Origin of the sequence: Pseudomonas sp. GV105 (assembly GCF_003058185.1) — a bacterium.
Classification (GTDB): Bacteria; Pseudomonadota; Gammaproteobacteria; order Pseudomonadales; family Pseudomonadaceae; genus Aquipseudomonas; species Aquipseudomonas veronii.
In genome coordinates this window covers 393,287-411,084 of record NZ_QBUF01000004.1, presented here as the reverse complement: position 1 = coordinate 411,084, position 17,798 = coordinate 393,287, and the positions used below count along the sequence as shown (strand labels likewise).

The 17,798-nt window shown below is 62.3% G+C and carries 14 protein-coding genes and 1 pseudogene; 8 read left to right on the top strand and 7 right to left on the bottom strand.

Annotation, left to right across the window (positions count from 1 at the left end; genetic code table 11):
• Window positions 1-161: 161 nt before the first annotated feature.
• The 4 genes from pabB to C8K66_RS10305 all read right to left on the bottom strand — a co-directional run bounded on the left by pabB (window position 162) and on the right by C8K66_RS10305 (window position 4,677).
• Window positions 162-1,505, bottom strand: a complete 1,344-nt coding sequence (gene pabB / locus C8K66_RS10320; protein WP_102618457.1) for an aminodeoxychorismate synthase component I — start codon at window positions 1,503-1,505, stop codon at window positions 162-164.
• Window positions 1,506-1,604: 99 nt separating this feature from the next.
• On the bottom strand, window positions 1,605-2,591 hold the full coding sequence (locus tag C8K66_RS10315) for an alpha-L-glutamate ligase-like protein (RefSeq protein ID WP_079444515.1): 987 nt from the start codon (window positions 2,589-2,591) through the stop codon (window positions 1,605-1,607).
• On the bottom strand, window positions 2,591-4,123 hold the full coding sequence (locus tag C8K66_RS10310; RefSeq protein WP_046382414.1) for an inactive transglutaminase family protein: 1,533 nt from the start codon (window positions 4,121-4,123) through the stop codon (window positions 2,591-2,593). Before C8K66_RS10310 ends, C8K66_RS10315 begins: the two co-directional genes overlap by 1 nt.
• A gap of 5 nt (window positions 4,124-4,128) precedes the next feature.
• Window positions 4,129-4,677, bottom strand: coding sequence for an ATP-dependent zinc protease (locus C8K66_RS10305; RefSeq protein ID WP_026140213.1), 549 nt, complete (start codon window positions 4,675-4,677; stop codon window positions 4,129-4,131).
• Between the two features lie 272 nt (window positions 4,678-4,949).
• On the opposite strand from C8K66_RS10305, the gene C8K66_RS10300 reads away from it, so the two are divergent.
• The 8 genes and pseudogenes from C8K66_RS10300 to C8K66_RS30985 all read left to right on the top strand — a co-directional run bounded on the left by C8K66_RS10300 (window position 4,950) and on the right by C8K66_RS30985 (window position 15,037).
• Window positions 4,950-5,672 carry a GntR family transcriptional regulator gene (locus C8K66_RS10300; RefSeq protein WP_046382415.1) on the top strand — a complete coding sequence of 241 codons (723 nt, stop codon included), beginning with the start codon at window positions 4,950-4,952 and terminating at the stop codon, window positions 5,670-5,672.
• Window positions 5,669-6,562, top strand: a complete 894-nt coding sequence (gene prpB, locus C8K66_RS10295) for a methylisocitrate lyase (protein WP_017848474.1) — start codon at window positions 5,669-5,671, stop codon at window positions 6,560-6,562. The genes C8K66_RS10300 and prpB overlap by 4 nt, the downstream gene beginning before the upstream one ends.
• Window positions 6,563-6,603: 41 nt before the next feature.
• Window positions 6,604-7,731 carry a 2-methylcitrate synthase gene (gene prpC, locus C8K66_RS10290; RefSeq protein ID WP_046382416.1) on the top strand — a complete coding sequence of 376 codons (1,128 nt, stop codon included), beginning with the start codon at window positions 6,604-6,606 and terminating at the stop codon, window positions 7,729-7,731.
• Between the two features lie 129 nt (window positions 7,732-7,860).
• A complete protein-coding gene (acnD, locus tag C8K66_RS10285; protein ID WP_046382417.1) occupies window positions 7,861-10,455 on the top strand; it encodes a Fe/S-dependent 2-methylisocitrate dehydratase AcnD in 2,595 nt (864 codons plus the stop codon).
• A gap of 11 nt (window positions 10,456-10,466) precedes the next feature.
• On the top strand, window positions 10,467-11,657 hold the full coding sequence (gene prpF / locus C8K66_RS10280; RefSeq protein WP_108524773.1) for a 2-methylaconitate cis-trans isomerase PrpF: 1,191 nt from the start codon (window positions 10,467-10,469) through the stop codon (window positions 11,655-11,657).
• A 272-nt stretch (window positions 11,658-11,929) separates the two neighbouring features.
• Window positions 11,930-12,043: pseudogene (locus C8K66_RS31240) on the top strand (hypothetical protein); the annotation flags it as partial.
• Window positions 12,044-12,242: 199 nt separating this feature from the next.
• Window positions 12,243-13,727, top strand: a complete 1,485-nt coding sequence (gene prpD / locus C8K66_RS10275) for a 2-methylcitrate dehydratase (protein WP_108524771.1) — start codon at window positions 12,243-12,245, stop codon at window positions 13,725-13,727.
• Window positions 13,728-13,915: 188 nt separating this feature from the next.
• The gene (locus tag C8K66_RS30985) at window positions 13,916-15,037 is read left to right on the top strand and encodes a DUF4200 domain-containing protein (RefSeq protein WP_178087545.1); all 1,122 of its coding nucleotides are present in this window, start codon (window positions 13,916-13,918) and stop codon (window positions 15,035-15,037) included.
• Window positions 15,038-15,110: 73 nt separating this feature from the next.
• On the opposite strand, the gene C8K66_RS10265 is transcribed toward C8K66_RS30985, so the two are convergent.
• The 3 genes from C8K66_RS10265 to C8K66_RS10255 are packed head-to-tail and all read right to left on the bottom strand — an operon-like array spanning window position 15,111 to window position 17,786.
• Window positions 15,111-15,839: an alanyl-tRNA editing protein gene (locus C8K66_RS10265; RefSeq protein ID WP_104902640.1), complete on the bottom strand. Its 729-nt coding sequence runs from the start codon at window positions 15,837-15,839 to the stop codon at window positions 15,111-15,113.
• Between the two features lie 2 nt (window positions 15,840-15,841).
• Window positions 15,842-16,834, bottom strand: a complete 993-nt coding sequence (locus C8K66_RS10260; RefSeq protein ID WP_046382420.1) for a serine O-acetyltransferase — start codon at window positions 16,832-16,834, stop codon at window positions 15,842-15,844.
• Window positions 16,835-16,871: 37 nt separating this feature from the next.
• Window positions 16,872-17,786, bottom strand: a complete 915-nt coding sequence (locus C8K66_RS10255) for a PLP-dependent cysteine synthase family protein (protein WP_017845200.1) — start codon at window positions 17,784-17,786, stop codon at window positions 16,872-16,874.
• Between the last annotated feature and the right edge of the window lie 12 nt (window positions 17,787-17,798).

The following is a 17,798-nucleotide window of genomic DNA, read 5'->3' as shown; positions in this document are numbered from 1 at the left end:
TTCTGACGAGTAAGCAATCGCTTCATGTGATCCTTCACAGATGGCGGGTGGACGGTCGAAACCGGACGCTATCCTCCGGTTCACAGGCCGTCCACAGCGGTTCTGATTCAGGTTTTTTCCGCGGCCGGGCGTTGCCTCCCAACGCCAGGAAGGGCGCTGCGTTACAGGCTTTCCAGGGTTTGTAACAACACCCGCACCTTGGTCAGCGACTCCTGATATTCCGCCTGCCATTGCGAGTCGGCGACGATCCCTCCGCCGCCCCAGCAGCACACCTGGCCGTCTTTGACCAGCAGGCTGCGGATGGCGATGGAGCTGTCCATCTCGCCACGCACGTCCAGGTACACCAGCGAGCCGCAGTACAGCCCGCGGCGGGTTGGCTCCAGTTCGTCGATGATCTGCATTGCGCGGATCTTCGGTGCGCCGGTGATGGAGCCGCCAGGGAAGCTGCCGGCGATCAGATCCAGGGCGTCCTTGTCGTCGGCCAATTCGCCGGTGACGCTGCTGACCAAGTGATGCACGTTGGGGTAGCTTTCCAGGCTGAACAACTCCGGTACTTTCACCGAGCCGGTGCGGCAGGTGCGCCCGAGGTCGTTGCGCAACAGATCGACGATCATCAGGTTCTCGGCACGATCCTTGGGGCTGGCCAGCAGTTCGGCGGCGTTGGCGGCGTCTTCTTCAGGCGTCAGGCCGCGCGGGCGGGTGCCTTTGATCGGGCGGGTTTCGACCTGGCGCTGGCTGATCCTGACGAAACGTTCCGGCGACAGGCTCAGTACCGCGCCGTCATCCGGCAGGCTCTGGAACCCGGAAAATGGCGTCGGGCAGGCTTCGCGCAAGGCGCAGTAGGCCGCCCACGGATCGCCGCTGCACGCTGCGCGAAAGCGCTGCGTGAAGTTGACCTGGTAGCAGTCGCCCGCGCGGATATAGTCGTGGATGCGGGCGATGGCCTGCGCGTAGGTCTGGGCGCTGATGTCGGGGGCCATGGGGCCGTGGAGCTTGAAGTTGGCGGCTATCTCGGCGGCTGGCTGGCTGAACAGCTTGATCAGTCGCTGCCGCTCGCCATCGGCCAGTGTCGGGTGAAACACCAACTGGCTGGTTTGCGCCTGGTGATCGCTGACCAGGGCCCAGGCGTACAGCCCAAAACGTGCGTCCGGCAGGTGCAGATCGTCCACCGCGCGGTGCGGCAACTGTTCCAGGTGCCGGCCGAAATCGTAGCTCAGGTAACCGATCAGGCCGCCGGCGAACGGCAACTCGTAGCCGGCCGGCAATGCAGCCTCACCCAACTGTGTAAGGTTTTCCCGCAGGCGTTGCAGGAACTCGCTGCCGCTCTCGTCAGGCCGCACCGCCAACGTCGCTTCGGGCCAGGCGCTGAGCAGGTCATAACGGCCCCGCTCGGCTGTCGGGCGGCCGCTGTCCAATAGCACCGCGCCAGGGGCATGGCGAATCGCCGCAAAATACTCGGCGGGGTTGGCCCGGTAGGGCAGTGGGTGTACGGAACAGGTCGACATGCGGGGTGGATCAGCTGATGGCGTGGGGGAGGGGATTGTAGACCCCCGTAGGATTTGGTCCTAGGGGGGATGTCGGGGATAGACAGATCGAAGGCTGGCTCAACCTTCGACGGCGGGGATGTGCCCGAACATGGCCTGCACGAACTTCACCCGTTCTTCCGGCGTTTCCGTCACGCCGGCAGCTTTCAGGGTTTCCAGTCGTGCCTCGACCGCGTGGGTGCGCAGGGTCAGGCCGCAGTCGTTGGCGATCTGGATATTCAGCCCCGGCCGCGCATTCAGTTCGAGGATCAGTGGGCCTTTTTCCTGGTCCAGCACCATGTCCACGCCGATGTAGCCCAGCCCGCACAGCTCATAGCAACCTGCGGCGAGTTTCATGAAACCGTCCCAGTTGGGCAGTTGCACGCCATCCACCGCGTTGGTGGTGTCGGGGTGTTTGGTGATGATGTTGTTCAGCCAGGTGCCGCGCAGGGTCAGGCCGGTGGCCAGGTCGACGCCCACGCCGATCGCGCCCTGGTGCAGGTTGGCCTTGCCGCCGGACTGGCGGGTCGGCAAGCGCAGCATGGCCATCACCGGGTAGCCCATCAGCACGATGATGCGGATATCCGGCACGCCTTCGTAGCTGATGCTCTTGAAAATCTGGTCGGGCACCACGCGGTACTCGATCAGCGCGCGGTCGCGGTGGCCGCCCAGGGAGTACAGGCCGGTGAGGATGCTGGAAATCTGATGCTCGATTTCCTCATGGCTGATGATCTTGCCGGACACCGTGCGATAACGCCCCTCAAAGCGGTCGGCGATGACGAGGATGCCGTCACCGCCAGCGCCCTGGGCCGGCTTGATCACGAAGTCGTTGCGTCCACCGATGATCTCGTCGAGCTTGTCGATTTCCTTCTCGGTGGAAATCACCCCGTACATTTCCGGCACATGGATGCCGGCCGCCAGCGCGCGTTCCTTGGTGATGATCTTGTCATCCACGATCGGGTACAGGCTGCGCTTGTTGTACTTGAGCACGTAGTCCGCATTACGCCGGTTGATGCCCATGATGCCCCGCGCTTCCAGGGCCTTCCAGGTCTTCCAGAAGCCGAACATTACGAGTCAGCCTTGAGGAAGGCCTTGAAGCGCACCAGCTCGGTCAGGCGGTAGCCGCGATAACGCCCCATGGCCAGCATGAAGCCCACCAGGATCAGCAGGATCGCCGGGAAGGTGAACACAAAGTAGACCAGCTCCGGCACGCTCATGATCAGGTGCGCCAGGGACGCCGCGAACAGCGTGCCGATCGCCACTTTCAGCGCATGGCTGGCGCCGCGTTCTTCCCAGGTGATCGACAGGCGTTCGATGGTCATGGTCAGAATCACCATCGGGAACAGCGCCACCGACAGCCCGCGCTCCAGCCCCAGTTTATGGCTGAACAGGCTGATGGCCGCGATCAGCACCACCACGAAGGTCAGCACCACCGACAGCCTCGGCAGCATCTGCAACTTCAGGTGTTCCAGGTACGAGCGCAGCGACAAGCCCAGCGCGGTGATGATCGTAAACAGCACAATCCCGAAGCCCAACTGAGTCTCGCGGAACGCCAGGGCGATCAGCACCGGGGTAAATGTGCCCAGGGTCTGCAGGCCGATCAGGTTGCGCAGGATCAGGATCACCAGCACGCCGATCGGGATCATCACCATGATCATGAAGGTCTGCTGGGTTTGCAGCGGCAGGCCGTACAGCGAGTATTCGAGGAAGTTGGCGTCGGTGTTTTCGTCGGTCAGCTTGGCCAGGCGGATCGCGTTCATTTCGCTGTTGTTCAGGCTGAAGGTGACCATGGCTTTCTTGCCGCCATCGACGGTGATCAGGTTTTCATCGCCGGTCCACCACAGCAGGCGGTCGGCGGGCAGGCCTGGTTCGCCGGTTTCTGGGTTGAAGTACAGCCAGTCATTGCCATTGAAGCTGCGCAGCCACAGTTCCGGGGTTTGCGGCTGGTCGGCGACGAGGCGGATGGTGTGGACCTTTTCCACCGGCACGTGAGCGATGGACAGCAGCAGTTCGACGATCTTGGCCTTGTGCGGTGTCGACGGGTCGCCCGCCAGCAGCAGCTTGACGTTGTCGTCGTTGAGGTTGTTGGTGCGCTTGATGGCTTCGGTAATAAAGGTTTCCACATCGGCCGAGTGCTGGCGGATCGGCGCGAGCAGGGCTTCGGCGGCGATTTTTTCCGGGCCTTCCACGGCGATGCTGTCGCGGAAGGTCGGGCCCTTGATCTTGACCTTTTCACCGCTGTAACGCTTGGTCAGCACCAGGCGGTAATACAGGGTCTGCTTGCCCTTGGCCCGGCGCGCCGACCAGGTGACCTTGCGGTTGCCATCGATGCGGTTGACGCTGACCCCGTAGTTATTCGAGATGAAACTCTCATTGAGGCTGACGAAGTCGCGGCTCAGGGGCGGCACGAACATCTGGATCTTCACCGGGTCTTTCGGGTTGGCGACGAACTCGACCTTGGCGTCGATGTTCCACAAGTCGTCGGTGGCGTCCTCGGTGACGGGAATGCCCAGCACGAAGATCTGGTAGGCGGTGACCGAAATACCCAGCACCACCAGGAGGGTGATGAGGATTTTCAGGTGCAGGGTCAGAGAGCGCATTCGGTTTACTCGGCGGTATGAGCGTCGGCGGCGCAGGCAGGTTTGCCCGCTGCGTATTTAAGACTGGGGTCGACCAGCGCATCAAAGCGTTTCAGCGCTTCGGAGCCGATCAGCAGCGGGTATTGGAAAGCGCTGCGGTCAGTCAAGTTCACTTCGATGCTGCGTAAAGCGCTGCCCATGCAGATATCCAGGGCAATCACCGGACGGGCGGTGTAGTTCTTGTCCTCATCGGGGTCGTAATCACCGGCGCGGCGCTTGATCTTGCTGACGCGGGCCAGTGGGCGTTCGATGGGGTGGGAATGGGCAGTGTCGATGGCCAGGTAGAAGCGCACCCAGGATTCGCCGTTGCGCTTGAAGCGTTTGATATCGCGGGCGCTCAACGAAGCGGTCTTGGCGCCGGTGTCGAGTTTGGCCGCCACTTCCAGGTCGATATCCGCCAGCTTGGCGTATTCGTTGAGGCCATACACGGTCTTCTCGGCGGCAGCGCATAGCCCCGGCATAAGTCCTGGTATGAACAGTAGGCAAAACAATCGGGGGAAGGGCTTGAGTCTCATAAATCCTGAGGCGGTGCAGTGCGATGTTCAATTCAAGGCGACTGGCATTGCTGCGCAAGCTCCCTCGTGCGCCGTTTCATCAAGAGATGTCAGGCAAAAGCGGCGTCTATTCTAACATGATGCTTTTTTGGCGCCAGCGCTGGCAGGCGGCCATGCCCTTGTTGCTTACAACGGCGGTTATTAGACGATTGTCGACAATGTTGATTTATTCTTTGACTAAGTAGGGCTTATTGGCTAGTTTTTGCGGCATTGCTTTTAAAGGTGTCGACAATATGCTGGATCAATCGGAAGCTCCGGTGGTCTCCCCGGAAGAATCCCAGACAATGTCGGAGAACGTCTTTAGGCGTATACAGGCCGCTATCGTCAAAGGCGAGATCGCCCCCGGCAGCAAGATCTCCGAGCCGGAACTGGCGCGCACCTACGGCATCAGCCGCGGCCCGTTGCGTGAGGCGATCCACCGTCTCGAAGGCCAGCGCCTGCTGGTGCGCGTGCCCCATGTGGGCGCTCGCGTGGTGTCGTTGAGCCACGCGGAACTGATCGAACTCTATGAAATCCGCGAATCCCTCGAAGGCATGGCGTGCCGCCTGGCTGCCGAGCGCATGACCGATGCGGAGATCGAAGAACTGCGCCAGGTGCTGCACACCCACGAACGGGATGCGGCGTTCCAGGCGGGTGTCGGCTATTACCAGCAGGAAGGCGACTTCGACTTTCATTACCGGATCATCCAGGGTGCGGGCAACCGCACCTTGACCCAAATGCTCTGCGGCGAGCTGTACCAGTTGGTGCGTATGTACCGCATCCAGTTCTCCGCGACCCCCAATCGTCCACGCCAGGCCTTTGCCGAGCATCACCGTATTCTTGACGCGATCGCCGATCGCGACGGTGAACTGGCCGAGTTGTTGATGCGTCGTCACATCGGCGCCTCCAAACGCAATATCGCCCGCCACTTCCCAGGCGGTGCTCCCCAGACAGCCACTCAGCGAGGTGAGTCATGAGTTCCAATAACAACCGCACTCCAGGCCAGCGTTTCCGTGACGCGGTCGCCAGCGAACACCCATTGCAGGTGGTCGGCACGATCAATGCCAACCACGCACTGCTGGCCAAGCGCGCCGGTTTCAAGGCGATCTACCTGTCGGGTGGCGGGGTGGCCGCGGGCTCCCTCGGCGTGCCGGACCTGGGCATCACCGGCCTCGATGACGTGCTGACCGACGTGCGCCGCATCACCGACGTGTGCGACCTGCCGCTGCTGGTGGACGTGGACACCGGTTTCGGCTCCTCGGCGTTCAACGTGGCACGCACCGTCAAGTCGATGATCAAGTTCGGCGCCGCTGCCATCCATATCGAAGACCAGGTCGGCGCCAAGCGCTGCGGTCATCGCCCGAACAAAGAAATCGTGTCCCAGCAGGAAATGGTCGACCGCATCAAGGCCGCCGTGGATGCGCGCACCGATGACAGCTTCGTGATCATGGCGCGTACCGATGCGCTGGCCGTCGAAGGCCTGGAATCCGCCCTGGACCGCGCCGCCGCCTGCATCGAGGCCGGCGCCGACATGGTGTTCCCGGAAGCCATCACCGAGCTGGACATGTACAAGCTGTTCGCGTCAAAGGTAAAGGCGCCGATCCTGGCTAACATTACCGAGTTCGGTGCAACCCCGTTGTACACCGTCGATCAACTGAAATCTGCCGATGTTTCCATCGTGCTGTACCCGCTCTCGGCCTTCCGCGCCATGAACAAGGCCGCCGAAAACGTCTACACCGCGATCCGTCGCGACGGCACCCAACAGAACGTGATCGACACCATGCAAACCCGCATGGAGCTTTACGATCGCATCGACTACCACACCTTCGAGCAGAAGCTCGACGCGCTGTTCGCCGCCAAGAAGTAACGAACGCGCCTCCCGGATAACTACAAAATTGGAGAGTAACCATGGCTGAAGCAAAAGTACTGAGCGGCGCTGGCCTGCGTGGCCAGGTGGCCGGGCAGACCGCACTGTCCACCGTGGGCCAGGCCGGTGCCGGCCTGACCTATCGCGGCTACGACGTGCGCGAACTGGCCGCTGATGCGCAGTTCGAAGAAGTCGCCTACCTGCTGCTGTACGGCGAATTGCCGACCAAGACCGAACTGGCTGCCTACAGCGCCAAGCTGAGCAAGCTGCGTGACCTGCCCCAGGCGCTCAAGGAAGTGCTCGAGCGCATCCCGGCCGACGCCCACCCGATGGACGTGATGCGTACCGGTTGCTCGTTCCTCGGCAATCTCGAGCCGGAGCAGGACTTCAGCGTACAGCGCGATGTCACCGACCGTCTGCTCGCTGCCTTCCCGGCGATCATGTGCTACTGGTACCGCTTCAGCCATGACGGCAAACGCATCGACTGTGTGACCGACGAACCTTCCATCGGCGGTCACTTCCTGCACCTGCTGCACGGCAAGGCGCCGAGCGAGTTGCACGTCAAAGTGATGAACGTGTCGCTGATCCTGTACGCCGAGCACGAATTCAACGCGTCGACCTTTACCGCGCGTGTCTGTGCGTCGACCCTGTCTGACTTGTATTCGTGCATCACCGCCGCCATCGGTTCGCTGCGCGGCCCGCTGCACGGCGGCGCCAACGAAGCGGCGATGGAAATGATCGAGCGCTTCTTGTCGGCCGAGGACGCCGTCGACGGCACCCTCGCCATGCTGGCGCGCAAGGACAAGATCATGGGCTTCGGTCACGCGATCTACAAAGACAGCGACCCGCGTAATGAAGTGATCAAGGGCTGGTCGAAACTGCTCGCCGAAGAAGTGGACGACAAAGTGTTGTTCCCGGTCTCCGAAGCCATCGACAAGGTCATGTGGGAGCAGAAGAAGTTGTTCCCCAACGCCGACTTCTACCATGCCTCGGCGTACCACTTCATGGGCATCCCGACCAAGCTGTTCACCCCGATCTTCGTGTGCTCGCGCCTCACCGGCTGGGCCGCGCATGTGTTCGAACAGCGCGCCAACAACCGCATCATCCGTCCAAGCGCTGAGTACATCGGCGTCGAACAGCGCAAGTTCGTGCCAATCGAACGTCGCTGAAGGCCGACGATTCCAGGATTGAAATGAGGTCAAAAGGTGGGAGGGGGCTTGCCCCCTCCCACATTTGAATCACATTTCAAATCTGGATCAGTGGGTTCCTTTTGTAATCACCGTGACCGAGTCCTGACGATGAACACTGAATTTCGCAAATCGCTCCCCGGCAGCCGCCTCGATTACTTCGACGCCCGCGCGGCTGTCGATGCAATCACCCCCGGCGCCTACGCCACCTTGCCTTACACCTCCCGCGTACTCGCGGAAAACCTGGTGCGTCGTTGCGACCCGGCCACCCTCAACGCTTCCCTGAGCCAACTGATCGAGCGCAAGCGCGACCTCGACTTCCCTTGGTTCCCGGCGCGGGTGGTGTGCCATGACATCCTCGGCCAGACCGCCCTGGTCGACCTCGCCGGCCTGCGCGATGCCATCGCCCTGCAAGGCGGCGACCCGGCCCAGGTCAACCCGGTGGTGCCGACCCAACTGATCGTCGACCACTCCCTGGCCGTCGAAGCCGGTGGTTTCGACCCGGACGCGTTCGAGAAAAACCGCGCCATCGAAGACCGCCGCAACGAAGACCGCTTCCACTTTATCGAGTGGACCAAAAAAGCCTTCAAGAACGTCGACGTGATCCCGCCGGGCAACGGCATCATGCACCAGATCAACCTGGAGAAAATGTCTCCGGTGATCCAGGTGCGTGACGGCGTGGCGTTCCCCGACACCTGCGTCGGCACCGACAGCCACACCCCGCACGTGGATGCCCTCGGCGTGATCGCCATCGGCGTCGGCGGCCTCGAAGCCGAGAGCGTGATGCTCGGCCGCGCCTCGTGGATGCGCCTGCCGGAAAGCGTCGGCGTGGAGCTGACGGGCAAGCTGCAACCCGGTATCACCGCCACCGACATGGTGCTGGCGCTGACCGAGTTCCTGCGTCAACAGAAAGTGGTGGGCGCATGGCTCGAGTTCTTCGGCGAAGGTGCATCGGCACTGACCCTGGGCGACCGCGCGACCATCTCCAACATGGCCCCGGAATACGGCGCCACCGCGGCGATGTTCTACATCGACCCGCAGACCATCGCCTACCTGAAACTCACTGGCCGTGAAGACGCACAAGTCGCCCTGGTCGAGCAGTACGCTCGCCAGACCGGCCTGTGGGCCGACGACCTCAAGGGCGCGAAATACGAACGCGGCCTGACCTTCGACCTGTCCAGCGTCGTGCGCAACATGGCCGGCCCGAGCAACCCGCACGCCCGTGTCGCCACCAGCGACCTCGCCGCCAAAGGCATCTCCGGCCAGTGGGAAGAAGTACCGGGGCAAATGCCCGACGGTGCGGTCATCATTGCCGCGATCACCAGTTGCACCAACACCAGCAACCCGCGCAACGTGATCGCCGCCGGCCTCCTGGCGCGCAACGCCAACAAGCTGGGGCTGAGCCGCAAGCCGTGGGTTAAGTCGTCCCTGGCGCCCGGTTCGAAAACCGTGGCCATGTACCTCGAAGAAGCCGGCCTTGGGCACGAACTGGAAAAACTCGGTTTCGGCGTGGTGGCCTTCGCCTGCACCACCTGCAACGGCATGTCCGGTGCGCTCGACCCGGTGATCCAGCAAGAGATCATTGACCGCGACCTGTACGCCACCGCCGTGTTGTCGGGTAACCGCAACTTCGACGGGCGTATCCACCCGTATGCCAAGCAAGCGTTCCTGGCTTCGCCGCCGCTGGTGGTGGCCTATGCGATTGCCGGCACCATCCGTTTCGACATCGAGAAGGACGTACTGGGCCTCGACGCCAACGGCAAGGAAATCCGCCTGAAAGACATCTGGCCGAGCGACGAAGAAATCGACGCGGTGGTCAAGGCGTCGGTCAAGCCGGAGCAGTTCCGCAAAGTGTATATCCCGATGTTCGCGATCCACGAAGACACCGGCCCGAAAGTCGCGCCGCTGTATGAGTGGCGCCCGCAAAGTACCTATATCCGCCGTCCGCCGTACTGGGAAGGCGCGCTGGCCGGTGCGCGGCCGCTCAAGGGCATGCGCCCGCTGGCAGTGCTGCCGGACAACATCACCACCGACCACCTGTCGCCGTCCAACGCGATCATGCTCGACAGCGCCGCCGGCGAATACCTGGCGAAAATGGGCCTGCCGGAAGTCGACTTCAACTCCTACGCGACCCACCGCGGCGACCACCTGACCGCGCAACGCGCGACCTTCGCCAACCCGAAACTGTTCAACGAAATGGTCGTCGAGAACGGCAAGGTCAAGCAGGGTTCCCTGGCGCGCATCGAGCCGGAAGGCAAGGTCACGCGCATGTGGGAAGCCATCGAAACCTACATGGAGCGCAAGCAGCCGCTGATCATCATCGCCGGCGCCGACTACGGTCAGGGTTCGTCCCGCGACTGGGCGGCCAAGGGCGTGCGCCTGGCGGGTGTGGAAGCGATTGCCGCCGAAGGTTTCGAACGCATTCACCGCACCAACCTGGTGGGCATGGGCGTGTTGCCGCTGGAGTTCCTGCCGGGCACCGACCGTCACACGTTGAAGATCGACGGCAGCGAAACCTATGACGTGGTCGGCGAACGCACCCCGCGCGCGCAGTTGACCCTGGTGATCAACCGCAAGAATGGCGAACGTGTCGAAGTGCCGGTGACCTGCCGCCTGGACACCGCTGAAGAAGTGTCGATCTACGAGGCGGGCGGCGTGTTGCAACGTTTTGCCCAGGACTTCCTGGAATCGGCGGCGACCGCCTGAAGAGGATAACCATGTCACACGTACCGCAAATCAAGATCCCCGCCACCTACATGCGAGGCGGCACCAGCAAGGGTGTGTTTTTCAGCGTCCAGGACCTGCCCGAGTCGGCGCAGGTCCCGGGTGCCGCACGCGATGCCCTGCTGTTGCGGGTGATCGGCAGCCCCGATCCCTACGACAAGCAGATCGACGGCATGGGCGGCGCCACGTCGAGCACCAGCAAAACCGTGATCCTGGCCAAGAGCAGCCGCGCCGAGCATGACGTGGATTACCTGTTCGGCCAGGTCGCCATCGACAAACCGTTCGTCGACTGGAGCGGTAACTGCGGCAACCTGTCGGCGGCGGTGGGTTCCTTCGCCATCAGCGCGGGCCTGGTCGACCCGGCCCGCGTGCCCCACAACGGCGTGGCCGTGGTGCGGATCTGGCAGGCCAATATCGGCAAGACCATCATCGCCCACGTACCGATCACCGACGGCGCGGTGCAGGAAACCGGCGACTTCGAACTGGACGGCGTGACCTTCCCGGCCGCCGAAGTGCAGTTGGAGTTCCTGGACCCGGCCGCTGAAGAAGAGGGCGGCGGTGGTTCGATGTTCCCCACCGGCAACCTGATCGATGACCTGGAGGTGCCGGGCGTCGGCACCTTCAAGGCCACGCTGATCAATGCGGGTATCCCGACGATCTTCATCAACGCGCAAGACCTGGGCTATACCGGTACCGAGCTGCAAGGCGCGATCAACGGCGACCCGAAAGCCCTGGCGATGTTCGAGACGGTGCGGGCCTATGGCGCGTTGCGCATGGGCCTGATCAAGCATCTGGACGAAGCCGCCCAGCGTCAGCACACGCCGAAGGTGGCCTTCGTGGCACCGCCTGCGGACTACGTGGCTTCCAGCGGCAAGGCGATCAAGGCCGGCGATATCGACCTGCTGGTGCGTGCCTTGTCCATGGGCAAGTTGCACCACGCGATGATGGGCACCGCAGCGGTGGCGATCGGCACGGCGGCGGCGATTTCCGGGACCTTGGTCAACCTCGCGGCGGGCGGCGTGGAACGCAACGCGGTGCGCTTCGGGCATCCGTCCGGCACCTTGCGGGTCGGCGCTGAAGCCACCCAGGTCAACGGCGAATGGGTGGTGAAGAAGGCCATCATGAGCCGTAGCGCGCGGGTGTTGATGGAAGGCTTTGTACGCGTCCCAGGCGACGCGTTCTAAGGCTCGATACACATCCAATGTGGGAGGGGGCTTGCCCCCGATAGCGGTGTACCAGTCGACACATTCATTGACTGACCCACCGTCATCGGGGGCAAGCCCCCTCCCACAAGGGATCTCTATTCCAAGGCAGGCATCGAAGATCGGCTTCCAGTAACCGTGAGCCAGAGGACTGCCCCCCCACCCACCTTGGAGAACAGCCATGAGCGCCAACGTCGACCAGAACACCCGCCCCGACTACGACCAGGTTTTGCAGGACATCGCTGACGGCGGGCGGCGCTGAAGCCACCCAAGTCAACGGCGAATGGGTGGTGAAGAAGGCCATCATGAGCCGTAGCGCGCGGGTGTTGATGGAAGGCTTTGTACGCGTCCCAGGCGACGCGTTCTAAGGCTCGATACACATCCAATGTGGGAGGGGGCTTGCCCCCGATAGCGGTGTACCAGTCGACACATTCATTGACTGACCCGCCGTCATCGGGGGCAAGCCCCCTCCCACAAGGGATCTCTATTCCAAGGCAGGCATCGAAGATCTGCTTCCAGTAACCGTGAGCCCGAGGACTGACCCCCCACCCACTTTGGAGAACAGCCATGAGCGCCAACGTCGACCAGAACACCCGCCCCGACTACGACCAGGTTTTGCAGGACATCGCTGACTACGTCCTCAACTACCGGATCGACTCCCCAGCCGCGCTGGACACTGCGCGCAACTGCCTGATGGACACCCTCGGTTGCGGCCTGCTGGCGCTGCGGTTCCCGGAATGCACCAAGCACCTGGGGCCGCTGGTCGAGGGTACGGTGGTGCCGTTCGGCGCGCGGGTGCCGGGCACGTCGTTCCGGCTCGACCCGGTCAAGGCCGCCTGGGACATCGGCTGCATCGTGCGCTGGCTCGACTACAACGACACCTGGCTCGCCGCCGAATGGGGCCACCCCTCGGATAACCTCGGCGGCATCCTCGCCGTGGCCGATCACCTCTCGCAACGACGCGTGGCCAATGGCGACGCGCCGCTGACCGTGCGCGCAGTGCTGGAAGCGATGATCATGGCCCACGAGATCCAGGGTGTGATTGCCCTGGAAAACGCCTTCAACCGTGTCGGTCTCGACCATGTGCTGCTGGTGAAAGTCGCCTCGACGGCGGTCACCGCCAAGCTGATGGGCGCCAACCGCGAGCAACTGCTGTCGGCGCTGTCCCACGCCTTTGTCGACGGTCAGGCATTGCGCACCTATCGGCACGCACCGAATGCCGGTTCGCGCAAATCCTGGGCGGCGGGCGATGCCTCCAGTCGCGGTGTGCGGTTGGCAGACATCGCGCTGCGCGGCGAGATGGGCATCCCCGGGGTGTTGAGCGCGCCGCAATGGGGCTTCTACGATGTGCTGTTCAGTCACACCAACAAGGACCTGGCGCTCAAGCCCGAAGACAAGCGCACCTTCAGCCTGTCCCAACCCTACGGCACCTATGTGATGGAAAACGTGCTGTTCAAGATCAGCTTTCCCGCCGAGTTCCACGCGCAAACCGCCTGCGAAGCTGCGGTGACCTTGCACCCGCAGGTTGTGGATCGCCTGCACGACATCGAACGCATCGTGATCACTACCCATGAGTCGGCGATTCGGATCATTTCCAAGGTCGGCCCATTGGCCAATGCGGCCGACCGCGATCACTGCCTGCAATACATGACCGCCGTGCCGCTGGCCTTCGGCACGCTGGTGGCCGAGCAGTACGAAGATGAGTTCCACGCTGCGCACCCGATCATCGACGAGCTGCGCGAAAAGATGGTGATCGTCGAAGAGCCCCGCTACAGCCGCGAATACCTGGAGGCGGACAAACGTTCCATCGCCAATGCGGTGCAGGTGTTCTTCAACGATGGCACCCACACCGAGCAGGTCGCGGTGGAGTACCCGATTGGGCATCGTCGGCGCCGGGTGGACGGTATTCCGTTGCTGGAAGACAAGTTCAAGGCCAACCTGGCGACGCGCTTTACGGCCCAGCGCAGTGCCGAGATTTTTGCGTTGTGCAAGGATCAGGCGCGGCTTGAAGCCACGCCGGTGAATCGCTTTGTGGATTTATGGGTGATATGAACGCGCCGTGGTTGCGCACGCTCGCGAAGGGCAGGTTTTGACACAGACATACTTTGCGATTGATGCGTCCTACATCTTCGGAACCGTTTTCAGATAGAAGCCAATCAGGTGTCAGATGCCCTGCAGGCGCGGGTCATCTGGCAAGCGATGCTTGTGGATCAAACACCTGAATCTGAAAAGGCCCTTTTATGAATAGCGTAAACAATCGCCCGCCAATGCCCAACACCGTCGGCTATGACATGTCGCCGAACGCCAGGCTCCGTCGCGCCGACGAGAGCCTCAGAGTACCTGACAGTCCTCTGGCCAAGGCGTCGTCTGCGGCAAAAAACGCGGTACCCGCTCATCTGGAACACCTCTCTGGCCAGAACAAACAGTTGGCCGAAAAATATGATCAGATGGTCGCCAAGTTAACGCCGCAAATCATGAAGCTTCAGGAGCAAGTGAACCAGCTTGCGCAGCACCCCAAGGTGAAGGCAGCGTCTGGAAAAGAGGCGGCACCGTCGAACCCCAGTACTCGTGGTGATCCTGCGGCGAAGCAGAACGGCACGTCGCCTGAAGCGCGCGGCCGTATGGACAATACACAAGGGGCCGGGCGGGATGCTCCTCCCTCCCTTGAGCGCTTGACTGCCGAAAATAAGCAACTGGGCGATAGGCTCAATAAGTTGGAGTCCGGTTTCAATTCGGTCGTTAAAGGGCTTCAAGACCAGATCGGTGATTTGAGTAAGAGGTTGGGCGCGGATACTCCCCAGACCCGGATGCCTCCCGCAGCGCAGGGGCAGGGTCAGGGTCAGGGTCAGGGTCAGGGTCAGGCCAATCAGGGAGCTTCTTCCGGTCAGGGCAAGCAAGGCGCAGCGCAGGGTCAGGGGCAGGCCAATCAGGGTGCTTCTTCCGGTCAAGGCAAGCAAGGCGCGGCGCAGGGTCAGGGTCAGGCCAATCAGGGTGCTTCTTCCGGCCAGGGCAAGCAAGGCGCAGCGCAGGGTCAGGGGCAGGGTCAGGGGCAGGCCAATCAGGGTGCTTCTTCCGGTCAAGGCAAGCAAGGCGCGGCGCAGGGTCAGGGTCAGGGTCAGGCCAATCAGGGGGCTTCTTCGGGCCAAGGCAAGCAAGGCGCGGCGCAGTCCAACGAAAGCAACCCGTCGGCCCGGTCCGATGAATCAAACCAGGCGCCTCGTACCCTCGAGGATCTCGCACGCGACAATGAGCAACTTCGCACACGCATCGACCAGATGATGGCTGAATTTTCCAAGGTGATTTCCGAACTGCAGAAGCAAATCGAGCAGCTGAATAACCAGATCAAAGCGCTGAAGGGTTAAGTTCAGCGATAGAAAAACGGGTCAATGTGGGGCGGTAAGCCCGCACCTGCATCGACCCCGTTCTGCTGAACATTCATTCAAAGCGCAAAATAACCCGACGGTTATGCTTGCTCTTCTTCTCGATCTTCTCGCAAAACACCCGGCCGATTTCTTCGGTGTTGATCACATGGGTGCCGCCGCATGGCTGGATATCGATTCCGGCAATTTCAATTACGCGCACCGAGCCCTGGATCACGGGCGGAGCTACCGCTTGGGTGCGGGTGATCTGCAGCAGGGTTGCGTACTCCGACGCGGGCATCGACAGGGTTTTCACCTGATGAGCCTGTTCGATCAGCGCGTTGATATCGCGGGTGATGCTGTCTTTGTCCAGGGTCATTTCCGGCAGGTCGAAATCCAGTCGCCCTTTGTCGGCGCTGATGCTGCAGCCGGTGACCGGGGCGTCGATGAGCGAACACAGCAGGTGCAGGCAGGTGTGCATTTTCATGTGCTGGTAGCGCCGTTCCCAATCGAGGCTGGCATCCACCTGGACCCCGGCGCTCAACTGCTCGGGACAGTGTTCCACCTGGTGCCAGATGATCGAGCGCTGCACCGGGTCGCGCACCGTGCCGAGGATGTCCACGCGCGTGCCGTCGTCCAGGGTGAAGTGGCCGCTGTCGCCGGGTTGCCCGCCGCCGGTAGGGTAGAACAGCGTGTGCTCCAGGGCGATGCCGTGTTCGCTGACGGCAATCACCCGGGCGCTGAAGGCGTTCTGGTAGGGCGCGCTGTCAAACAGCGCCAGGGTTTCCATGGTGTGCACAGACATGTTCAACCTCCGACAATCAATGGGCTGGCTTGCAGCAGGTGACGCACCATTGCGCTCAAGCCAGGGGGGGAAAGCAGGGTGATTTCAAATTCCGGCCCGCAGACTTTCAGGTTCAGCGGCAGGCGTGGCAGGCGGTCGCCCATTTCGATGTGGCGCAGGCGAAATTGCAGGTGATGGCGTTCTTTCACCGTGGGTTCGAGCATCAGCCCCTGCAACGGGTGAAAGTCGGCGTCCAGCACCGTGACCTTGTGGTTGGCGTTGATCTCGCCGACCACGTGCAGGCGCTCATCGAGAGCGAAGGCGCCGAGGTAGCTGCTGTGCTCCGATTCGTCGTTCTTTTGCAATTGGATCTGGTTGACCACCTTGACCTTGGTCCCCGCCGGTACGTCCTGGGTGATCACGCACGCTGGGCTGATGAACACGTTGTCGCCGATCTGCACGTAGCCCAGCACGCGGGCGCCGGAGCCGATTTCGACGTTGTTGCCCAGGCGCGGGTGGCGCTTGCCGTCGGGGTTGTTGGCGATGCCGCGAGCGCCGAGGGTCACGCCGCAGAGGATGTAGCAGTCGTTGCCGATCTCGCAGGTTTCACCGATCACCGTGCCGTAGCCATGGTCGAGCACAAAGCGCCGACCGATGCGCGCTGCCGGGTGAATCTCCGCGCCGGAGAGGATCTTGCCCTGGTTGCTGAGCTTGAGGGCAATGCGCGAAAACATCCCGTTGGTCTGGTCGGGAAAATGCCACACCCGGTGCGCCAGCCGGTAGAACAGCACCGCCTTGAACGAGGCATAGGATTCCAGGATCAACTCGCCGCGTCCGCGCGACGCCGGGTCGCGGTAGGCGTAGGCAATCAGGTCCTCGGCCACCGCCTGGGCGGCGCTCTGGACCAACGGCGCCAAGTGCGGCTCCAGCTGCTTCATCTGCGTGGGCGTCAGGGTCTTGATGAGGTGGGTAAGCAATTCATCGTGCAGATGTTGCATGTCGATAAAGCCGCCCATGGAGGCACCCCCGCATTCTGGATGGTTGGATAACCGGTTATTCGAAACTGGGCAGGTAGCTGTCGGCATTGTCGTAGACCATGGTCAACACCACCGTTTCGGGCGGTAACTCCGGGGCGAGCTTGGCGATGGCCACCATATTGGCGGCCGAGGACAGGCCCAGGCTGATGGCATCGGTACGCATGATGCGTTTCATCATGTCGAGGCATTCCACGCGCGACACCTTGAGCATGCCGTCCAGCACGTCCAGGTTGAGGATGCTCGGGATCAAGCCGATCGACAGGCCCTGGATATGGTGGGGGGCGTGCTGGTTTTTCAGCAGGTCGCATTCCTCCGGTTCCACGCCCATCACGCGCAGGGCCGGCCAGGCGGCCTTGAGGGTTTCGCCGATGCCGGTGATATGGCCGCCGGTGCCGATGCCGCTGACGAAGTAATCCACGCGCTGCTCACCGAAGGCGCTGAGGATCTCCGGCGCGGTGGTGTCGCGGTGGGTCTGCGGGTTGGCGCCGTTGCGTTGCTGGTTGAGCATCACGTAGCTGGGGTTTTCCAGTTGCAACTCCATGCATTTCTCGCCATGGGAATTGTTGCCGAGGCGGCTGTCCGACAGCACCACCTTGGCGCCATACAGGCGCAGCAGTTTCTGCTTTTCGGGGCTGTAGTTATCCGGGATCACTAGCACCACTTTGTAGCCGAGCACGTTGCCAGCCATCACCAGGCCAATGCCGGTGTTGCCGCCGCTGGGTTCGATAATGGTTTGCCCGGAGTCGCGCATCAGCACGCCGCGACGCTCGGCGTCGAGGATCATGCCCAAGGCGATGCGCGCCTTGTGGCTGCCGCCGGGGTTGAGCGATTCCAGTTTGGCGTAGACCTCGATGCCGAGGTCTTCGGAAAACTGCGCCAGGCGCACGATCGGTGTGTGGCCGATGGCGTCGAGAATTGAGTTATGCAACATCAGGTCATTACC